This window comes from Pseudomonadota bacterium, from assembly GCA_027624715.1.
Classification (GTDB): domain Bacteria; phylum Pseudomonadota; class Gammaproteobacteria; order Burkholderiales; family Eutrophovitaceae; genus Eutrophovita.
In genome coordinates, this window is record JAQBTV010000012.1 from 1 (window position 1) to 17,297 (window position 17,297).

Below are 17,297 nucleotides of genomic sequence, written 5' to 3' on the forward strand. Positions count from 1 at the left end.
AGAAAACCGTGGCATCCTCCATCAAACCCTGCCGAAGACGAACGCAATGTCCGTCCTTAAGATCAATCGCTGGAATCAAAATCATAGAATTTAATTAAGTTTTAAATTGTCCAAAACTACCAAATAGAATGAATAATGCTAGCAAGTCCAATGGCCATCCCAATTCAAGAAATTAGACAATAATTTTAGCCCGGCCTGTTGACTTTTCTCTGGGTGAAACTGAACGGCAACCAAATTTTCAGAGGCTACCGCACTCGCGAAGGTATTACAGTATGCCGTCTTACCAATGATCGTCTGAGACATAATTGGCTCAACAAAATAACTATGCACAAAGTAAAAATATTCTTGATTATCTATTCCATCAAAAATCGGGTGCGCTCGACAAATATCGACCTTATTCCATCCCATATGAGGAACTTTGAATTTGGCGCCCGTAGCATCGAGCTTTCCTTGAGAAAACTTGCGAGCCTGACCCAACATTAACCCAAGACCGAGGACGCCACCCTCTTCACTGCGCTCAAAAAGAAGCTGCAGCCCAATACAAATACCTAAAAATGGTTTTGTCTCCGCAGCTAACCGTATGGGATCAATTAATTTCCTGGACTCCAGCTCTCTCATGCAATCTGGCATTGCCCCCTGACCCGGGAACACAATTTTGTCTGCAATTGCAATTTCGGCTGGATCACCTGAAATCTTGATGACATCAGATGTTCCCAAATGAGCTAGAGCCTTCTCTACTGATCGCAGATTACCCATTCCATAATCGACTACTACGACCAAAGCCATATTAAACAGTCAACTGACTAGAGTTGCCCCTTAGTTGAAGGGAGAGCACCACCACTGCGCACATCAACGGCCACGGCCATACGCAGTGCGCGGCCAAATGCCTTAAATACTGTTTCAGCTTGATGGTGCGCATTGATCCCCTTCAAATTATCGATATGAAGAGTAACCTTCGCTTGATTCACAAAACCTTGAAAAAATTCTCGGATCACATCAACATCAAAGTCACCGATGCGGCCTCGAACATAATTGACTGAATACTCTAGGCCTGGCCTTCCCGACAAATCAACCACTACTCGCGACAGAGCTTCATCGAGGGGAACATAGCAATAACCATACCTAAAGGTTCCCTTTTTATCAGGAAGCGCTTTAGCAAAAGCTTGGCCCAGCGTGATACCAATATCCTCCACCGTATGATGGATATCAATATGGAGGTCCCCCTCAGCCTTTATGGAAAGATCAAATAACCCATGACGTGCAACTTGGTCAAGCATGTGATCGAAAAATCCAATTCCTGTACTGATATCAGACTTTCCAACGCCGTCCAAGTTAACCTCTACCGAAATTTGAGTTTCGAGCGTACTTCTTTCGACTTTAGCAATTCTATCCATGTGAGTCTTCAAGCTTTAAAATGATAGGTATAAAGAGTGCTATTTTATACGAATAACGTCATCCATCAATGCGCGAGGATTAATTGCAAACGCTCGAGCATCTGCCCAACCATCTCCTCAGTTCCAACAGTGATGCGAAGAAAATCCTCAATTCGAGTTGGGCGAGTAAAGTGCCGCACAAGAATATCGGCTTGCCGAAGTTCATGGTACAGCACCCGAGCTGAGAACCGCTCATGACGCGCAAACACAAAATTAGTTGCCGAAGGCAAAACTAAAAACCCTAACGCCGATAATCCAGACGAGAGCCTTTCACGATTAAACATAATATCGAGTCGCACTTTATTCAAATAATCGCGATCTTCTATCGCTGCAATCGCTCCAGCTGAAGCAAGTCGATCAACAGGGTACGAGTTAAAGCTGTCCTTAACTCGATGCAAAGCCTCTATCAAATCAGCATGTCCCAACGCGTACCCAACGCGCAGTCCTGCTAGCGCATGCGACTTCGAGAGAGAACGAGTCACCACGAGGTTCGGAAACTCTTGGATAAGTACCACAGAGGATGCCGCGCCAAAATCGACATAAGCTTCATCAATGACTACCGTTTTATCAGATTGACTTTCCAACAATCTACGAATTGAAGGAAGTCCAATATCAATTCCAGTCGGCGCATTAGGGTTAGGCAGAATAATACCGCCATTTCCCTTTGAATAATCTTCTATGTCGATCAGGAAATCAGCATTTAGCGGAATTTCTTCATAGCATAAATCAAACAACCGGCAATAACTTGGATAAAAACTGTACGTAATATCTGGAAACAAAACCGGCTGGTTAGACTTAAAGAGCCCGCGAAAAACATGCGCCAGAACTTCGTCTGAACCATTGCCAACAAAAACATTATCGACGGTTAAGCCCTCCGAAGAAGCAATCGCCTCACGCAGCTTTGAGCAACGCGGATCTGGATACAACCGAAGGTCATCACCCACACACCTTGCAATCGCCTCGATCGCCTTTTTACTGGGTCCGTATGGACTTTCGTTCGTATTAAGTTTAATGACCGTTTTTGACTCAGCCTGCTCTCCGGGAACGTAGGGACTCAGCCGACTGACCACATCACTCCAAAAACGACTCATAGCTGAAATCTCTTTTCGGCCGATCGAGCGTGAGCTTCAAGCCCTTCCTCTCGCGCCAGCTTAGCGGCGATACGACCTAGGTCTCGAGCTCCAGACTCGCTGACCTCAATCAAACTCGTACGCTTCTGAAAATCATAAACGCCTAACGGCGATGAAAAACGAGCCGTTCCCGACGTCGGCAACACATGATTAGGTCCAGCACAGTAATCACCAAGAGCCTCGGATGTATACCTACCCATGAAAATCGCACCCGCGTTATCAATCTGATCTAAAAGCAAACCAGGCTCCTCAACAGAAAGCTCCAGATGCTCTGGAGCAATGCTGTTAGCAATCTTACACGCCTCGCTAAGATCTTTAACTAGAATCAATGCACCGCGATCCTCTAACGATTTTTTGATCACTGACTTACGCGGCATCTCCGGTAGAAGTGCTGCAACCCTTTCTTGTACCCGACGCAAAAATAACTCATCGTTCGTAATCAAAATCGATTGCGCCAACTCGTCATGTTCAGCCTGAGAAAAGAGATCCATAACTATCCAGTCAGGATTAGTCTTCCCATCACAAATTATCAAAATCTCAGACGGTCCCGCGATCATATCAATGCCAACGACCCCAAAAACCTTTTTCTTTGCTAATGCTACGTATGCGTTGCCCGGGCCCACGATCTTGTCTACCTTATCAATCGTTTGGGTCCCGTAAGCAAGGGCGCCGATCGCTTGTGCGCCACCGATTTGATATACCCGGCCTACTCCAGCGATATGCGCCGCCGCAAGAACGACAGGGTTAACGACGCCGTTAGGTGTTGGCACCATCATCACAATCTCTTTAACTCCAGCAACACGCGCTGGAATTGCATTCATCAACACAGAGGATGGATAAGCCGCTTTACCTCCTGGAACATAAAGTCCAACCCGAGCTAGAGGGACAATCTTTTGACCCAGAAGACTTCCTGACTCATCCCGATAAGACCAGGAGCCCTGCACCTGTCGCTGATGGTAACTCTCTATGCGATGCGAAGCAGCCCTTAACGCTTTAATAACTTCACTGTCAACAGCACTGAGCGCCGACCGTAAACCCTCTCGGTCAACCGTTAAATCTTCGATCGATGCTGCTTGAGTCTGATCAAATTTATTCGTGAGTGCAATGAGCGCAGCGTCACCATACTTACGGACCTGCTGAAGTATGTCATCCACAACAACCTCAATGGCCGAAGCAGAGTTTTCCTCAAAAGCCAATGTCTTTCTCAATTGCTGATCGAAACACGCGTCCTCGTACCTAAGAACCTTAATCATTAGACCTCTTTAATGTATTCACCGCCAGCCTAAAGGCATCTATAATCGGTTGCACCATTGCATGCTTTAACTTTAATGATGCAGCACTCACAATTAATCGGGAACTGATCTGACGAACCTCCTCTACAGCCACAAGTTTATTCGCCTTTAGTGTTTTACCACTCGATACAAGATCAACAATCGCATCAGCCAAACCAACTAAAGGAGCGAGCTCCATTGAGCCATAAAGTTTAATCAAATCAATATGAACTCCCTTCTGGGCAAAATGATTCCGTGCGGCTTTTTCATATTTCGTAGCCACCCTCAGGCGCGCTCCAGAACGAATAACATTGGCGTAATCTACGCCCTCTGGCACCGCTACCATCAATTTGCATTGAGCAATCCCCAGATCTAGCGGCTCATACATGCCCTTTCCATCATGCTCGAGTAATACATCCTTACCCGCGACTCCAAGATCAGCAGCCCCTCTTTGAACATACGTCGGCACATCACTCGCCCGAACAATGATAATGCGCAATCTGGGGTCAGAAGTCCCGATAATTAGTTTTCTCGATTTTTCGGGATCATCAAGCAGATGTATCCCCATGCCCTTTAAAAAAGGCAAGGTGTCCTCAAGGATGCGTCCTTTGGAAAGAGCCATCGTGACGCATTCACCAGATTTAACCAATGCTATAACCCCAATAATTTATGAAAAAAAGTAACCGAAAACTCGCACGTAAACTAATTGGCAACGCGCTTAATTTTTGCTCCTAAACGCCCCAATTTTTCTTCGATCCGCTCATAACCCCGATCCAGATGGTAAATACGACCTACAGCGGTCTCACCAGAGGCGATTAAGCCGGCAATGATCAAGCCAGCAGACGCACGAAGGTCGGTGGCCATTACCTCGGCTCCAGTAAGTGAATTGACTCCCTGAATAACGGCCATATTACCTTGGATTTCAATCTTCGCGCCGAAACGTTTGAGCTCTTGTGCATGCATGAATCTATTCTCGAAAATAGTTTCCGAGATAGTACTAGTGCCATCGGCAATTGTATCAAGAGCCATAAACTGCGCCTGCATATCCGTCGGAAACCCAGGATAAGGCGCAGTTTTTATGTCTATTGGATTCAGCTGGTGCGATACAGTTAAAAGTAAGTTATCCCCCTCATGCCTGATGACAGCACCTGCTCCTGTGAGCTTTAACATGATAGAACTTATTATGCTCGCATCTACTCCTTTAAGTAATAGTTCCCCACGAGTTGCCGCCACTGCGCTCATATAGGTCCCAGCCTCGATCCGGTCAAACATAACAGCATGATCAAATCCATTGAGCGACTGAACGCCTTCAATTCTAATGGTCTCCGTACCTGCGCCCGTAATTTTAGCTCCCATAGCCGATAGGCACTTAGCAAGATCTAAAACCTCGGGCTCCATCGCAGCATTTCTCAAAATGGTGACACCATCGGCCAAGGTTGCGGCTAACATAAGGTTCTCTGTACCAGTCACCGTAACAAGATCAAAAACAATCTCTGCGGCTACTAATCGTTTGGCGGTAACATAAAGGTACCCTTGGTCAATTTCAACGCGAGCGCCCATGGCTTCAAGGCCCTTAATGTGCTGATCGACAGGGCGCTGCCCTATCGCACACCCTCCTGGCAAGGACACTTTCGCTTCGCCGAACCGAGCCACAAGCGGCCCTAAAACCAGTACCGAAGCCCGCATAGTTCTCACTAATTCATAAGGCGCTTGCAACCGATTCACATCCTTCGCCGACAAGAGGACTCCCATCTTTTCATCGAGCTCAACATCAACACCGATATGCCCCAAAAGGGTCAGCATTGTTGTGACGTCTTGAAGATGAGGTAAGTTACGAATTCGGACAACTTCCGAGGTCAAAAGACTCGCACAAAGTATTGGAAGCGCAGCATTCTTCGCCCCCGACACGTTTACTTCGCCAAACAGCTCTACTCCGCCTTGGATTACAAGCTTCTCCACACTAGCCTTTTTGAGCTTCCCACTCAGTTGGACTAAATGTCTTCATTGATAGCGCATGAATCTCGCTTTTCATGCGATCACCCAAAGCTATATATACGATCTGGTGACGCTGCAGCCGACTTTTACCATCAAAAGCCGCACTTACAATAACTGCCTCAAAATGTTGGCCATCGCCGATCACCGAAATGTGATTACAGGCTAACGAATCCTCTATGTATGCTTTAACATCATCTGGAGTAACCATAAATTTAAACCCTGCTTAACCTCGGAGCTTATAACCACTCCGAATTAGTGACAAACATCCCAATGATAAGATCAAACTCGCCATTGAGACAACACAAATACTGATTTCAACCGGCACATCAGACCTGCCAAAGAACCCAGCACGAAATCCATCATTCAAGTAAAAAAACGGGTTAGCATGCGAGATCATCTGCCAAAGCGGTGGTAGACTTTCTACCGAATAAAAAACTCCAGACAAAAAAGTCATAGGCAAAATAACGAAATTTTGAAAGGCTGCAACCTGGTCAAATTTGTCCGCCCAAATTCCCGCAATGAGTCCCAGAGAACCAAGTATAACGCCACCGCAAGCACCAAAGAATAAGATATAAAAAATATTACTGATGGGAATGCTCACAAAAAACATTGACGCAATGATTACACCTGAAGCTACAATCAATCCTCTCAGGCAAGCTGCAGAGATATACGCGGCAAAAAACGCGTGGTGAGATAACGGCGTAAGCAGAATAAAAACGATACTGCCCATCATTTTTGACTGAGCCAAACTAGATGACGTATTAGCAAAAGAATTTTGTAACAAACTCATCATGGCGAGCCCCGGTACTAAAAAGGTCGCGTAATCGATTTCTAAATCAGGATAAACACTGATTCTATTTTTGAGAGCATGAGAGAAAATCAGCAGGTAAAGGAGAGCGGTGAGGACAGGAGCGCCGAGAGTTTGAAGAGGCACTTTCCAAAACCTTAAAACCTCCTTCAAGAAAAGAGTACTAAACCCCGACATCTTATTCTGACCGCTCCGGGCTAGCTCTCATGATCGACAAAAAGACATCCTCGAGATCTTCGTTCTCCGTTTCCAGCGTATCGATGTGATACTCCAACTCACGCACTGACCGAAGAACACCCTCAATCTCCGATGGATTTGAAACTCTAACAAGATATTCCCCTGACTCGACACACACCGTATCAGGCAAGAGAGTTTCAAGAGGAGATAAACCTGCTTTCGCTGGTTGTTTCACCCGAAAACGAATCACACACTCTTTATCCCTTTGCAACAAACGATCCGTAGACTCAATCATCACGAGTTCACCATTTTTCAGCATTCCGATGCGGCTACAAAGACTCTCAGCCTCTTCTAAGTAGTGCGTCGTGAGCACTATCGTGTGGCCCTCATCATTCAACTTTTGAATGAACAACCAAAGATTCTTTCTTAAATCCACATCAACCCCGGCGGTCGGCTCATCTAATATAATTACAGGAGGCCGATGCACCAATGCCTGAGCAACTAATACTCGCCTCTTCATACCTCCTGATAGCGATCGCATATTGGCATTCGCCTTTTCTGTCAAATTTAAGCCAAACAGTATCTCGTCGATCCAAACATCATTTTTTTTAACCCCGAAGTATCCCGATTGAAACGTCAGTGTTTGTCTAACAGTAAAGAAGGGATCAAATACCAATTCTTGAGGAACAACTCCTAAAGCATGTCGAGCAGATTGATAGTCTCCCAAAACGTCATGACCCATGACTTTTATTGATCCGCTATCCACGCGGCAAAGCCCTGCTACGGAATTAATCAACGTTGTCTTCCCCGCTCCGTTTGGCCCAAGAAGCCCAAAAAACTCACCACGAGGGACCGAGAAACTAACATTCCTCACCGCGTTAACAGATCCGAATGATTTCGAAACTGCCTTGATCTCAAGAGCGGGGCATGCCGTACCATCCATAAATAATTTAGTTCAGCTTAATCTTTAGGAGGTCGGTAACCCCGTACAAACTCACGAGCCCGCTCAACGCATTGGGCAACGACTTAAATACCACCTTATTGCTCGAAGCCCTTACACAGCCCAACATAAAAACGATTGCAGAGGAATCTAGTTCCTGCAGATCCGAAAAATCAATCGTGAGATGCCCTTGCGCCAAAGCGGCCTTAGCTTCCTCAAGCCGCTGTACATAAGTCATCATGGTTAACTCACCCCGCAGCTTGAACGAACCGGCATTTCCTGCAATTATCACCGCTTAGCTCCGCTGTCAGTGCTGACATTTTGGGCATTTTTCTGCTTCAGCGTCTCAATTAAACCTTCGATACCAGACGATTGGATCTCAGTTTGAAAAAGACTGCGGTTGTTAACAATCAAACTCGCACCATCGATTTGCAAATCGAATACTTTCCAGTTGCCATCGATCAATTCCATGTCGTAATTCAAAGCGATCGGCTGAGCCACCGCTGTAGGCAATTTAATTAATGATTCAACAAGCGCCCATTCTGGTTTTTCTGAAGCACGAAGGGGTAGAATCTGAATTTTGACCCCCTTGAAACGGGTGAACGCTGAGGCATACGATCTTACTAACAATGTTCGAAACTCCTGAACGATTAGCGCCCTCTGCTTAGGCGTAGCCTCGCGCCATGACCTACCGACAGCCAACCGTGCCATTCTCGGAAAATCAAAATGGGGTGCAACTTGAGCTTCAACGAACTTAATTGTTTTTTCCATGTCCCCGGAAGCGATATCAGCATCGGTCTCAACCTTATGCATGATTTTAGCGACGACATCCCTCACAAGCACATCAGGCTTAACGTCTGCACCAAAAGCATTTGAAGCGCCAAGCGCGAACAAAAAACAAACACTAATTAATGGATTAGAAACTTTCATTTAAAAACACCTAGCGCATTATAAGAAATTGGACCATGTAACTAATCACTCTTTTTTTCAGACATTTTTCCATACAAGAACTGACCAATCACCTTCTCCAACACAATAGCAGATTGTGTAATACGAACACGATCCCCGTCCTCTAAGTTTTCAAGGGCACCTCCTGGATCGATCCCCACAAACTGATCCCCCAGGAGGCCAGACGTGAGAATCGAGACTGAGCTATCTGCAGGAAACTGGAATTGCTTATCTAAGTTAAGATTAACCACAGCTCTAAGACTTTGGTTACTGAAAGTTACACTATCAACTCGCCCGACAATAACCCCAGCGCTTTTGACAGGAGCTTTTGCTTTCAGCCCGCCAATGTTGTCGAACTCTGCAGACACCTTATAACCTTCTGATTTGATGATGGAGTCCACATTTCCAGCTTTAAGCGCCAAAAATAAAAGCGCTCCAATTCCCGCTGCCACAAACACTCCAACCCATAGGTCGATAACTGATCTTTCCATTTAATGTGCCCCCGTAAACATAAATGCGGTCAAAACAAAATCCAACGCTAACACAGCCAGCGCAGACGTCACCACGGTTCTTGTTACCGCTCTAGAGACACCTTCAGCAGTCGGCAGTGCGGCGTATCCCTCATAGACTGCTATGGCACTCACAGCAGTCCCAAAAACAACACTCTTAATAACACCATTCAAAATATCGTGATGAAAATCAACACTCGACTGCATTTGGGACCAAAAAGCCCCTGAATCAACCCCAATCACCACAACAGTAATTAGGTAGCCTCCAATAATACCCATTGCAGAAAAAATGGCCGCCAGCAAAGGCATCGAAATAAATCCACCCCAGAACATAGGAGCTAACACACGCGCGTGTGGATCGACCGCCATCATCTCCATTGCAGAAAGTTGCTCCGTTGTTTTCATGATGCCAATCTCAGCGGTTATCGCGGATCCAGCGCGACTCGCGAACAACAAGGCCGAGACCACTGGTCCTAGTTCGCGCACTAATGAAAGCGCCACCAGTGTCCCCACAGCCCCGGTCGATCCATATCTTTTAAGCGTCTCATACCCCTGCAACCCCAGCACCAAGCCAACAAAAAGTGCAGAGACGATAATGATCACCAAGGATAAGACACCCGCAAAGTGTATCTCTGCGACAAGCAGACTGGGACGACGCAGAACGATTGATGAGCGCGAGACAACTCGCACCATAAAAATACTTGCTTCTCCAAGTCTCCATATCGAGTTAATAGTGGCCCTGCCGAGTTTTGACAGTATCTCGCGGAAAAAATTCATAGATCAGATCTGCCCATGCCCAATCTCCAAATCGTCCTCATAAGGTCTCGAAGGAAAATGAAACGGCACGGGACCATCTACCTCGCCATTGACGAATTGGCGCACTAGGGGATCTTTCGAATCGAGTAACTCGCTGGGCGCACCTCTAACCGTTATAGATCCGCGAGACAGCAACACCACTTCGTCGGCCACCTTAAACGAAGCCTTTATATCATGCGTTACAAAAATGGAGGTAATGCCCAAAGCGTCGTTCAGCGTCCTGATCAAGTTCCCTGTGATGGCAGTAGATATCGGGTCTAGCCCAGTAAAGGGCTCATCATAAAGCATCAAGCTTGGGTCCAGAGCAATAGCTCGCGCCAAGGCCACCCGCCTCGCCATTCCTCCCGACAGTTCAGCTGGCATCAGCTTAGAGACCCCCCTAAGCCCGACTGCGTGAAGCTTCATCAACACTAAATCTCTAATTGCCGACTCTGGTAACGCAGTTTGCTCTCTCAAGGGGAACGCGACATTCTCAAAAACATTAAGATCAGTAAACAGTGCTCCATACTGAAAAAGCATACCAATTTTTTTACGATATGCAAAAAGTTCTCGGTGCTTCATTTGATTTACGACACTTGCTTCGCAAGTGACTTTCCCTTGCTGCGGGCGCACCTGCCCGCTAATCAGCTTAAGAATGGTCGTCTTTCCCGACCCACTACCGCCCATAATGGCTGTAACCTTACCCGCCGCAAAACCGACATCTAAATTCCGAAAAATTGTAGATTGCCCGTATGCGAAGTTCAGCGCTGAAAATTGTATTAAGTCTGTTGGTTTGTGCATTGATGAAAGCTTAAATTTGAGTAGACTATTCTATCTACAATTGCCGAATTTTGTCGATTTATGCGTTATGACAATCTCGATAGTCATTCAGAACGTCACGATTCAGTTTGAGGACTCTTTGATACCACTCAATAAAAAGATGTTTAAACCATCGCGCAACATCAAAGTGAGCAACTGGAACAAGCGATACGATATACTTCACTAATGACTGATAAAACCACAGAACATTCTGACCCAGTGATTGCATACGCTCAGCAAGTACTCGAGATTGAAGCCAATGCTATATTAGAAATCTCCGAACATTTGGATGAGTCATTTAGAAGAGCCTGCGACTTAATGCTGGCTTGCAAAGGACGGATTGTGGTTAGCGGTATTGGGAAATCGGGACACATCGCGCGCAAGATCTCCTCCACCTTATCTAGCACTGGCTCACCCTCTTTTTTTGTGCATCCTGCTGAAGCGAGTCACGGGGACTTGGGCATGGTGACCAGTGAGGATGTATTCATTGCAATCTCTTATTCAGGGGAAAGTGCAGAGCTCAATCTCATTGTGCCAGCACTAAAACGAGAGAGCACTAAATTGATAGCAATTACTGGCAACAAGAATTCAACGTTATCGCGTCTTGCGGACATCACTATTGAGTGTCGCGTTTCTCATGAGGCCTGCCCGCTTGGACTGGCACCAACATCCACCACAACAGCAATATTAGCCCTAGGAGACGCACTGGCTATTGCGCTGCTGCGCGCCAAAGGGTTCACGGAACGGGACTTTGCCAAATCGCACCCCGGTGGAACACTTGGACGAAAATTATTAACACGAGTCAACGACATCATGCGCCACGGCGATGAATTTCCCCAAGTAACGCCCGACACAAGCATTCAAAACACCATCATGGAAATAACCTCCAAGAAACTGGGGATGACTGCCGTCATGAGTAACAGGAAGCTCGTCGGCGTCATTACTGATGGAGATCTTAGGAGAATTTTCCAAATTAAAAACTCACTGGACAATATAGTTGCCCGAGAAATGATGACACCGCACCCCAAAACCATTAACGAAAACGCCCTAGCAGCTGAAGCTCTGCAAATCATGGAAGAGCATAGCGTAAACCAGCTGGTGGTCACAGACCAGTTAGAAACCCCGATTGGAGTTTTAGGAATGCACGACCTACTCAGAGCAAAAATCTTATGAAAAAAGAGATTTTAGAAAAAGCAAAAGTCATTGAAGGAATTCTATTTGATGTTGATGGTGTCATGACAGATGGAAAAATTTACTGCTCCGAAAATGGAGAAACCCTTAAAGCCTTTAATGCCGCAGATGGCCTGGGAATCAAGCTGTTGCAGGACTTTAAAATCCTTACGGGCGTAATCAGCGGCAGAGACTCGGCTGCACTTCGATATCGACTAAACGAATTGAATATTCAACATCTTTATTTGGGTGTCGACGACAAACTTAATGCGTTCGAACATTTCTTGAAGCTAACCGGGCTTGCGCCAAACGCTGTGGCTTTTATTGGTGACGATCTACCTGACTTGCCCATCCTAACCCGCTGCGGCCTATCAATTAGTCCTTCAAACGGCTCTAGTGATGTCCTGTCTCGCGTGGACTACGTGACAACACGTCCTGGGGGAGATGGCGCCATTCGAGAAGTCGTGGAAATTCTTATGAAATCCAAAGGAATGTGGGGGAGACATATTGAGGATCTTTGTTGATGCCAAAACTGACGACAAGGTTACTCTTCTTGGTGTTGCTGTCCATACTCGCCTCAGTATCTTGGTGGGCGCACCATGCTGCCCTGTTTTCACCGCATGTAACGCTCGCCTCGAAAACAGTACCAAAATTTTTCCTCAATAAGGTCGTATCCACTCGGTTCAACCAGAGCGGAGAAATTGCATCAATCTTCGAGTTTGATTCTATTACCCAATCTGAATTGGAGAACGAATCGCAAACTATTAGACCAAAGCTCATATTTCACAACAGTCCCACATCCGAATTCACTGTAACGGCGGACGCTGGTAGAGCTAAAAATAATGAAACAATCGACCTAATGGGGAATGTGACACTTAAAATTACAAGTGCGGAATCAGTGCCTACAAGCGTCGCCACCGACTTCGTAATCGTAGAAATCCCTAGCCAGATTGCTAGAACAGACCACAAGACGACAATTACCCGTCAATCGTCGGTCGGCTTTTCTCACGGATTCATATATCATGCCAAGGACGGACTTCTTGATCTTTTATCGAACGTAACAATGACTTACGATGATTAAAAATAATTCAAAACTCGTACGAAAAGAATTAACGTCATGGAAAATTCTTCTATTGCTTCCTCTAATATTCAATCCTTTTCAGTCATTAGCCGAAAAAGCTGACAGGGAAAAGCCCATCAATATCGAATCAGATAGCGGATACATGGATGACAAAACAAGTACTGCGGTCTTTAAAGGGAACGTTGTACTCACGCAAGGAACGTTGCTAATCAAAGCAGATACGCTTACTGTTCTTCAGGAAAATGACGAGTTTAAGCAAGGGATTGCTCTCGGGGAACTCGCCTACTTCAGACAAAAACGTGAAGGCTATAAAGACTATATAGAGGGTGAGGCGAAGCGCATCGAATTCGATGCGATCACAGATCAACTGACGATGGTTGACAGTGCCAAACTTTGGCGCGATGGAGACCAAGTAGAAGGAAAGTTTATCCATTACGATGCCGTCACTGAAACATTTACGGTCAGGAGCGACGGAGGAAACAAAGATGCTAGAAACCCTTCCAACGGAAGAGTGAAAGTGATAATTCAACCCAAACAACGCGTAGAACCCTGAGCCAGGCCAAGGAATATCACTGGTCTCTGGCCGTTATGCATCAATGCGAACTGAAGCCAACATGCTTAAAGCTTTAAAACTAAACAAACAATATCGCACAAAAACCGTAGTCCATGACGTCTCTCTCGAGGTGGCGCGTGGCGAAGTAATTGGACTACTAGGGCCCAATGGCGCCGGCAAAACGACAACCTTCTACATGATTGTCGGCATTACCCCTTGCACCAACGGCAACCTATATCTCGATGGAACCGATATCACCCATCTACCCATTCATCGACGCGCGCAATTAGGTATTAGTTATTTGCCACAAGAAATGTCCATATTCAGAAAGCTCAATGTGGAAGAAAATATTCGAGCAATTCTTGAGCTACAAGAACGCAGTGACATCGCCGAGCGTCTGGAGCAGTTGCTCGAAGATTTAAGCATAACGCACCTACGAAAAAACTCATCAGCATCCCTCTCTGGAGGCGAGCGAAGGCGAGTAGAAATTGCGCGAACACTCGCCACCGAACCCAGCTTCATACTTCTAGATGAACCGTTCGCTGGCGTAGCTCCTATTGCCGTTTTAGATATTAAGGAAATTATTCGATATCTTGTAAAACAAAAAATTGGAGTAATCATTACGGATCACAACGTTCGAGAAACTTTAGATATTTGTAATCGTGCCTATATCGTCAATGAAGGGGTCGTTCTGGCAAGTGGGCCTTCTGAAGATATTATTAAAAATCCGTCGGTCCGTAAGGTCTACTTAGGTGATCAGTTCAGGCTATGAAGAAAAAGCTCCCCAAGATTAAAAATACTCTCAATAAGACATTCTTAATTGTATTTCAGGATAGTTAATACTCCCATGAGACAGCAATTAGTTGGCAGACAAACACAAAATTTATCTTTGACTCCAGAGCTGAGGCAATCGCTGAGATTCTTGGGATTAGGAACCAATGAGCTTGTGGAAGAACTAAAGGACATAGCACTAGAAAATCCACTACTTGACCTCGAGCAAGGAGACAAGCCGGAAGCGGAAAGACCGGAAGCAGCCAAGGCTAACGAACCGAGCGACTCGAATAATCTGGCATACCCTGAGATAGAATCAGGAGTAGACTACACGACCCATACCATGTCGTCGTGGGGAGAAAATGGTTTTACTTATGATGGTTCAAACTCCAACGAGGTTGCAACGCACGTCGACTTTCGACAATATCTTAAAGAACAACTCATCTCAAATAACACTTCAAATGAAGACAAAGAACTAACCACCTATCTTATTGATAATCTTAATGAAGATGGTTTTCTAAAAGAAACATTTGAAGAGCTAAAACACAACTTCCCAGAAGGAAAAAACTGGGTAATTATCGACTTCGAGAGATGCCGCAACCTTCTGCAGAATCTCGAACCAGTTGGTGTAGGTTCTAGACATCTTATCGAGCATTTACAATTGCAGGTGAAAAAAACCACGGTCAGTAATCACCTGAAAGTGCTCTCGAAAACTCTATTGGATCAGCACCTGAAGCTACTTGCGAGTTATAACTATAAAAAAATTGCCCGCATTATGGGCTGCAGAGTTATTGACATTACTGAGGCAGCCAAACTCATCTCAAACCTAAGTCCAAAACCACTCAGTGCAGACTGGGAGGATCATGCGAGATACGTAAAACCGGACCTAATCGTAGAAAAATATAACAAAAAATGGATAATGCGCTTAAACTATGAATGGATACCCAGAGTTGGAATCAATCAAGAGTACGCAGACCTTATCCAATATGGGAAAGACTCTGAATCAAACCCTCTCAAAGATTATTTAAGACAGGCAAAGAATATACAACGCAGCATTAATCAGAGACATGAAACATTATTAAGAGTCTCTCAAGAAATCTTTAAAGTACAAATAGATTTCTTAGAAAATGGGCCAAAAGGTCTCACTCCATTAAACTTACAAACAATATCTGACTCGCTTAATCTGCACGAATCTACAATTTCTAGAGCAACGTCAGGTAAGTACATCAGCACACCCCGAGGAACATTCGAACTAAAATATTTCTTCAGTAATGCCATCGGAGATATGGGTAAGACATCGTCCACACATGTTAAAGATCTCATCAAAAGATTGATTCAATCTGAAGATTCAAAAGATCCGCTATCTGATAGTAAAATTCAAGCAGTTCTTTCCGGATCGGGGATCGAGATTGCTAGGCGCACAGTAGCTAAATACCGAGAAAATCAAAAAATTCTACCATCACAAATGCGAAAAAAATCTTAATTTTGAGTATGTCATCCAATATCAGTCTAATTAAACTGTTCGAGGAAGTGGAAGTCCTTCTGGATATAACTATATCTAGTAAGAAACGCTTATTTGAAGAAGTTGCCCTCTGTATCGAGGAAAAATACGGGGTGCCACGCTCTGAAACGTTTGAAGCGCTATTCGCACGGGAGAAGCTTGGATCGACGAATATCGGACATGGGATAGCTTTGCCGCATGGAAGACTCGTGAAGCTAAAACGATTTGTGGGGGTTTTTGCCCGACTTGAAAAGCCTATTCAATTTGAATCTGGAGACAACAAACCAATCCAAATGATTTTCGCTTTATTAACTCCAGAGGTCAAACAACAAAATCAACATTTAGCATACCTTGCCCATTTAGCAGAAGTATTCAGCGAAAAATCTACGCGAGAACAACTACTAAAAATATCCGATAAGGTGGAAATCATCAAACTCTTGGGAAAATAAATGTCCACGATCTCAGTGAGTAAATTATTTGACGATAACCAAGAGGCTTTAAGTCTCAAATGGGAAATCGTGCATGGCGCTGATACTCGCTCTCTGGATTCAAGTGCAGTTAATAAATCCTCTAACGGATTAATTGGACACCTCAACCTCATACACCCGAATTGGATTCAAATTTTCAGTCGAACAGAGGTTGCTTATTTTCAAGATATCCCCCTACAAGATCAAATCGAATCCCTCGAAAAGATAGCTGCTAACACTAACTGCTTTATTGTTTCAGACGGTGGAAAGTGCCCTTCATCAATCGTGCAAGTTGCCAATACAAATAATATTCCGGTCCTCTACTCTACGGTCCCAAGCCTCCAGATTATCTGGGTAATCCGAACATATCTGGGGAGAGCCCTGGCAGATTACGTCACGCACCATGGCGTTCTTTTAGATGTCCTAGGAGTGGGCGTGATGATCACAGGGGAAAGTGGTGTTGGAAAAAGCGAGTTAGCTTTGGAACTCATATCTAGAGGTTCTGGCCTTGTCGCTGATGATATTGTGGAACTGTTCCACATTGCACCTAAGACACTGGAGGGCAGAAGCCCTGAACTACTAAAAGACTTCCTAGAAGTCCGAGGACTAGGCTTGCTTAACATTAGAACTATTTTTGGAGAGACCGCTGTAAGGCGACGAAAAAATCTCAACTTAATTGTCGAATTAATGAAACCCACCCGAGGGCAAGCCGCTCAAGCAGAACGGTTGCCACTACACGCCTCCTCACAAAATATCCTTGATGTGGATGTTCGAAAAGTGCAATTGCCTGTTGCCGCAGGACGCAACCTCGCTGTATTGGTTGAGGCTGCTGTGCGCAATTTCGTGTTACAACTCAGAGGTATAGATAGCACTCAAGAATTTATGGCGCGCCAAAGCAAAAGCATTACCGATCAACAGAGTTGATGACT

At 45.2% G+C, this 17,297-nt stretch carries 23 protein-coding genes; 8 read left to right on the top strand and 15 right to left on the bottom strand.

The window, feature by feature from the left end; genetic code table 11:
* From O3A65_07325 to O3A65_07395, 15 genes are all read right to left on the bottom strand, one after another.
* A partial coding sequence (locus O3A65_07325) for a HisA/HisF-related TIM barrel protein (protein MDA1332273.1) occupies nucleotides 1-85 on the bottom strand: 85 nt, incomplete at its 3' end.
* 53 nt (nucleotides 86-138) lie between these two features.
* Entirely contained in the window at nucleotides 139-786 is a 648-nt protein-coding gene (hisH, locus tag O3A65_07330; GenBank protein ID MDA1332274.1) for an imidazole glycerol phosphate synthase subunit HisH, read from the bottom strand.
* A gap of 17 nt (nucleotides 787-803) precedes the next feature.
* Nucleotides 804-1,394 carry an imidazoleglycerol-phosphate dehydratase HisB gene (gene hisB, locus O3A65_07335; protein ID MDA1332275.1) on the bottom strand — a complete coding sequence of 197 codons (591 nt, stop codon included), beginning with the start codon at nucleotides 1,392-1,394 and terminating at the stop codon, nucleotides 804-806.
* A gap of 65 nt (nucleotides 1,395-1,459) precedes the next feature.
* Nucleotides 1,460-2,524 (bottom strand): histidinol-phosphate transaminase, encoded by a 1,065-nt coding sequence (gene hisC / locus O3A65_07340; GenBank protein ID MDA1332276.1) that lies wholly within the window; start codon nucleotides 2,522-2,524, stop codon nucleotides 1,460-1,462.
* The gene (hisD, locus tag O3A65_07345) at nucleotides 2,521-3,816 is read right to left on the bottom strand and encodes a histidinol dehydrogenase (GenBank protein MDA1332277.1); all 1,296 of its coding nucleotides are present in this window, start codon (nucleotides 3,814-3,816) and stop codon (nucleotides 2,521-2,523) included. Before hisD ends, hisC begins: the two co-directional genes overlap by 4 nt.
* Nucleotides 3,809-4,456, bottom strand: coding sequence for an ATP phosphoribosyltransferase (hisG, locus tag O3A65_07350; protein ID MDA1332278.1), 648 nt, complete (start codon nucleotides 4,454-4,456; stop codon nucleotides 3,809-3,811). Before hisG ends, hisD begins: the two co-directional genes overlap by 8 nt.
* Before the next feature lie 80 nt (nucleotides 4,457-4,536).
* Nucleotides 4,537-5,793 (bottom strand): UDP-N-acetylglucosamine 1-carboxyvinyltransferase, encoded by a 1,257-nt coding sequence (gene murA / locus O3A65_07355; GenBank protein MDA1332279.1) that lies wholly within the window; start codon nucleotides 5,791-5,793, stop codon nucleotides 4,537-4,539.
* A gap of 1 nt (nucleotide 5,794) precedes the next feature.
* On the bottom strand, nucleotides 5,795-6,037 hold the full coding sequence (locus tag O3A65_07360; protein MDA1332280.1) for a BolA family transcriptional regulator: 243 nt from the start codon (nucleotides 6,035-6,037) through the stop codon (nucleotides 5,795-5,797).
* Nucleotides 6,038-6,052: 15 nt separating this feature from the next.
* On the bottom strand, nucleotides 6,053-6,814 hold the full coding sequence (locus O3A65_07365; GenBank protein ID MDA1332281.1) for an ABC transporter permease: 762 nt from the start codon (nucleotides 6,812-6,814) through the stop codon (nucleotides 6,053-6,055).
* Between the two features lies 1 nt (nucleotide 6,815).
* On the bottom strand, nucleotides 6,816-7,757 hold the full coding sequence (locus O3A65_07370; GenBank protein MDA1332282.1) for an ABC transporter ATP-binding protein: 942 nt from the start codon (nucleotides 7,755-7,757) through the stop codon (nucleotides 6,816-6,818).
* 7 nt (nucleotides 7,758-7,764) lie between these two features.
* Nucleotides 7,765-8,046: an STAS domain-containing protein gene (locus tag O3A65_07375; protein ID MDA1332283.1), complete on the bottom strand. Its 282-nt coding sequence runs from the start codon at nucleotides 8,044-8,046 to the stop codon at nucleotides 7,765-7,767.
* Nucleotides 8,043-8,684 (bottom strand): ABC transporter substrate-binding protein, encoded by a 642-nt coding sequence (locus O3A65_07380; protein MDA1332284.1) that lies wholly within the window; start codon nucleotides 8,682-8,684, stop codon nucleotides 8,043-8,045. Before O3A65_07380 ends, O3A65_07375 begins: the two co-directional genes overlap by 4 nt.
* A 41-nt stretch (nucleotides 8,685-8,725) precedes the next feature.
* Nucleotides 8,726-9,193 carry an outer membrane lipid asymmetry maintenance protein MlaD gene (gene mlaD / locus O3A65_07385; GenBank protein MDA1332285.1) on the bottom strand — a complete coding sequence of 156 codons (468 nt, stop codon included), beginning with the start codon at nucleotides 9,191-9,193 and terminating at the stop codon, nucleotides 8,726-8,728.
* Nucleotides 9,194-9,988 carry a lipid asymmetry maintenance ABC transporter permease subunit MlaE gene (mlaE, locus tag O3A65_07390; protein MDA1332286.1) on the bottom strand — a complete coding sequence of 265 codons (795 nt, stop codon included), beginning with the start codon at nucleotides 9,986-9,988 and terminating at the stop codon, nucleotides 9,194-9,196.
* Nucleotides 9,989-9,991: 3 nt separating this feature from the next.
* A complete protein-coding gene (locus O3A65_07395; protein ID MDA1332287.1) occupies nucleotides 9,992-10,807 on the bottom strand; it encodes an ABC transporter ATP-binding protein in 816 nt (271 codons plus the stop codon).
* A gap of 204 nt (nucleotides 10,808-11,011) precedes the next feature.
* Here O3A65_07395 and O3A65_07400 point away from each other — a divergent pair, with 204 nt between their 5' ends.
* From O3A65_07400 to hprK, 8 genes are all read left to right on the top strand, one after another.
* Nucleotides 11,012-11,998, top strand: coding sequence for a KpsF/GutQ family sugar-phosphate isomerase (locus O3A65_07400; protein ID MDA1332288.1), 987 nt, complete (start codon nucleotides 11,012-11,014; stop codon nucleotides 11,996-11,998).
* On the top strand, nucleotides 11,995-12,519 hold the full coding sequence (locus tag O3A65_07405; GenBank protein MDA1332289.1) for an HAD hydrolase family protein: 525 nt from the start codon (nucleotides 11,995-11,997) through the stop codon (nucleotides 12,517-12,519). The genes O3A65_07400 and O3A65_07405 overlap by 4 nt, the downstream gene beginning before the upstream one ends.
* Nucleotides 12,519-13,076 (top strand): LPS export ABC transporter periplasmic protein LptC, encoded by a 558-nt coding sequence (lptC, locus tag O3A65_07410; protein ID MDA1332290.1) that lies wholly within the window; start codon nucleotides 12,519-12,521, stop codon nucleotides 13,074-13,076. The genes O3A65_07405 and lptC overlap by 1 nt, the downstream gene beginning before the upstream one ends.
* Nucleotides 13,069-13,629, top strand: coding sequence for a lipopolysaccharide transport periplasmic protein LptA (gene lptA, locus O3A65_07415; GenBank protein ID MDA1332291.1), 561 nt, complete (start codon nucleotides 13,069-13,071; stop codon nucleotides 13,627-13,629). The genes lptC and lptA overlap by 8 nt, the downstream gene beginning before the upstream one ends.
* 61 nt (nucleotides 13,630-13,690) lie before the next feature.
* On the top strand, nucleotides 13,691-14,401 hold the full coding sequence (gene lptB / locus O3A65_07420) for an LPS export ABC transporter ATP-binding protein (protein ID MDA1332292.1): 711 nt from the start codon (nucleotides 13,691-13,693) through the stop codon (nucleotides 14,399-14,401).
* Between the two features lie 75 nt (nucleotides 14,402-14,476).
* Nucleotides 14,477-15,883 carry an RNA polymerase factor sigma-54 gene (rpoN, locus tag O3A65_07425; GenBank protein ID MDA1332293.1) on the top strand — a complete coding sequence of 469 codons (1,407 nt, stop codon included), beginning with the start codon at nucleotides 14,477-14,479 and terminating at the stop codon, nucleotides 15,881-15,883.
* Between the two features lie 47 nt (nucleotides 15,884-15,930).
* On the top strand, nucleotides 15,931-16,350 hold the full coding sequence (locus O3A65_07430; protein ID MDA1332294.1) for a PTS sugar transporter subunit IIA: 420 nt from the start codon (nucleotides 15,931-15,933) through the stop codon (nucleotides 16,348-16,350).
* Nucleotides 16,351-17,292, top strand: coding sequence for an HPr(Ser) kinase/phosphatase (gene hprK, locus O3A65_07435; protein MDA1332295.1), 942 nt, complete (start codon nucleotides 16,351-16,353; stop codon nucleotides 17,290-17,292).
* Nucleotides 17,293-17,297: the final 5 nt, after the last annotated feature.

Coding starts and splice junctions, on each gene's coding strand:
- hisH (MDA1332274.1), bottom strand. CDS start 786: ATGGCTTTGGTCGTAGTAGTCGATTATGGAATGGGTAATCTGCGATCA.
- hisB (MDA1332275.1), bottom strand. CDS start 1,394: ATGGATAGAATTGCTAAAGTCGAAAGAAGTACGCTCGAAACTCAAATT.
- hisC (MDA1332276.1), bottom strand. CDS start 2,524: ATGAGTCGTTTTTGGAGTGATGTGGTCAGTCGGCTGAGTCCCTACGTT.
- hisD (MDA1332277.1), bottom strand. CDS start 3,816: ATGATTAAGGTTCTTAGGTACGAGGACGCGTGTTTCGATCAGCAATTG.
- hisG (MDA1332278.1), bottom strand. CDS start 4,456: ATGGCTCTTTCCAAAGGACGCATCCTTGAGGACACCTTGCCTTTTTTA.
- O3A65_07360 (MDA1332280.1), bottom strand. CDS start 6,037: ATGGTTACTCCAGATGATGTTAAAGCATACATAGAGGATTCGTTAGCC.
- O3A65_07365 (MDA1332281.1), bottom strand. CDS start 6,814: ATGTCGGGGTTTAGTACTCTTTTCTTGAAGGAGGTTTTAAGGTTTTGG.
- O3A65_07370 (MDA1332282.1), bottom strand. CDS start 7,757: ATGGATGGTACGGCATGCCCCGCTCTTGAGATCAAGGCAGTTTCGAAA.
- O3A65_07380 (MDA1332284.1), bottom strand. CDS start 8,684: ATGAAAGTTTCTAATCCATTAATTAGTGTTTGTTTTTTGTTCGCGCTT.
- mlaD (MDA1332285.1), bottom strand. CDS start 9,193: ATGGAAAGATCAGTTATCGACCTATGGGTTGGAGTGTTTGTGGCAGCG.
- mlaE (MDA1332286.1), bottom strand. CDS start 9,988: ATGAATTTTTTCCGCGAGATACTGTCAAAACTCGGCAGGGCCACTATT.
- O3A65_07395 (MDA1332287.1), bottom strand. CDS start 10,807: ATGCACAAACCAACAGACTTAATACAATTTTCAGCGCTGAACTTCGCA.
- O3A65_07400 (MDA1332288.1), top strand. CDS start 11,012: ATGACTGATAAAACCACAGAACATTCTGACCCAGTGATTGCATACGCT.
- O3A65_07405 (MDA1332289.1), top strand. CDS start 11,995: ATGAAAAAAGAGATTTTAGAAAAAGCAAAAGTCATTGAAGGAATTCTA.
- lptC (MDA1332290.1), top strand. CDS start 12,519: ATGCCAAAACTGACGACAAGGTTACTCTTCTTGGTGTTGCTGTCCATA.
- lptA (MDA1332291.1), top strand. CDS start 13,069: ATGATTAAAAATAATTCAAAACTCGTACGAAAAGAATTAACGTCATGG.
- lptB (MDA1332292.1), top strand. CDS start 13,691: ATGCTTAAAGCTTTAAAACTAAACAAACAATATCGCACAAAAACCGTA.
- rpoN (MDA1332293.1), top strand. CDS start 14,477: ATGAGACAGCAATTAGTTGGCAGACAAACACAAAATTTATCTTTGACT.
- hprK (MDA1332295.1), top strand. CDS start 16,351: ATGTCCACGATCTCAGTGAGTAAATTATTTGACGATAACCAAGAGGCT.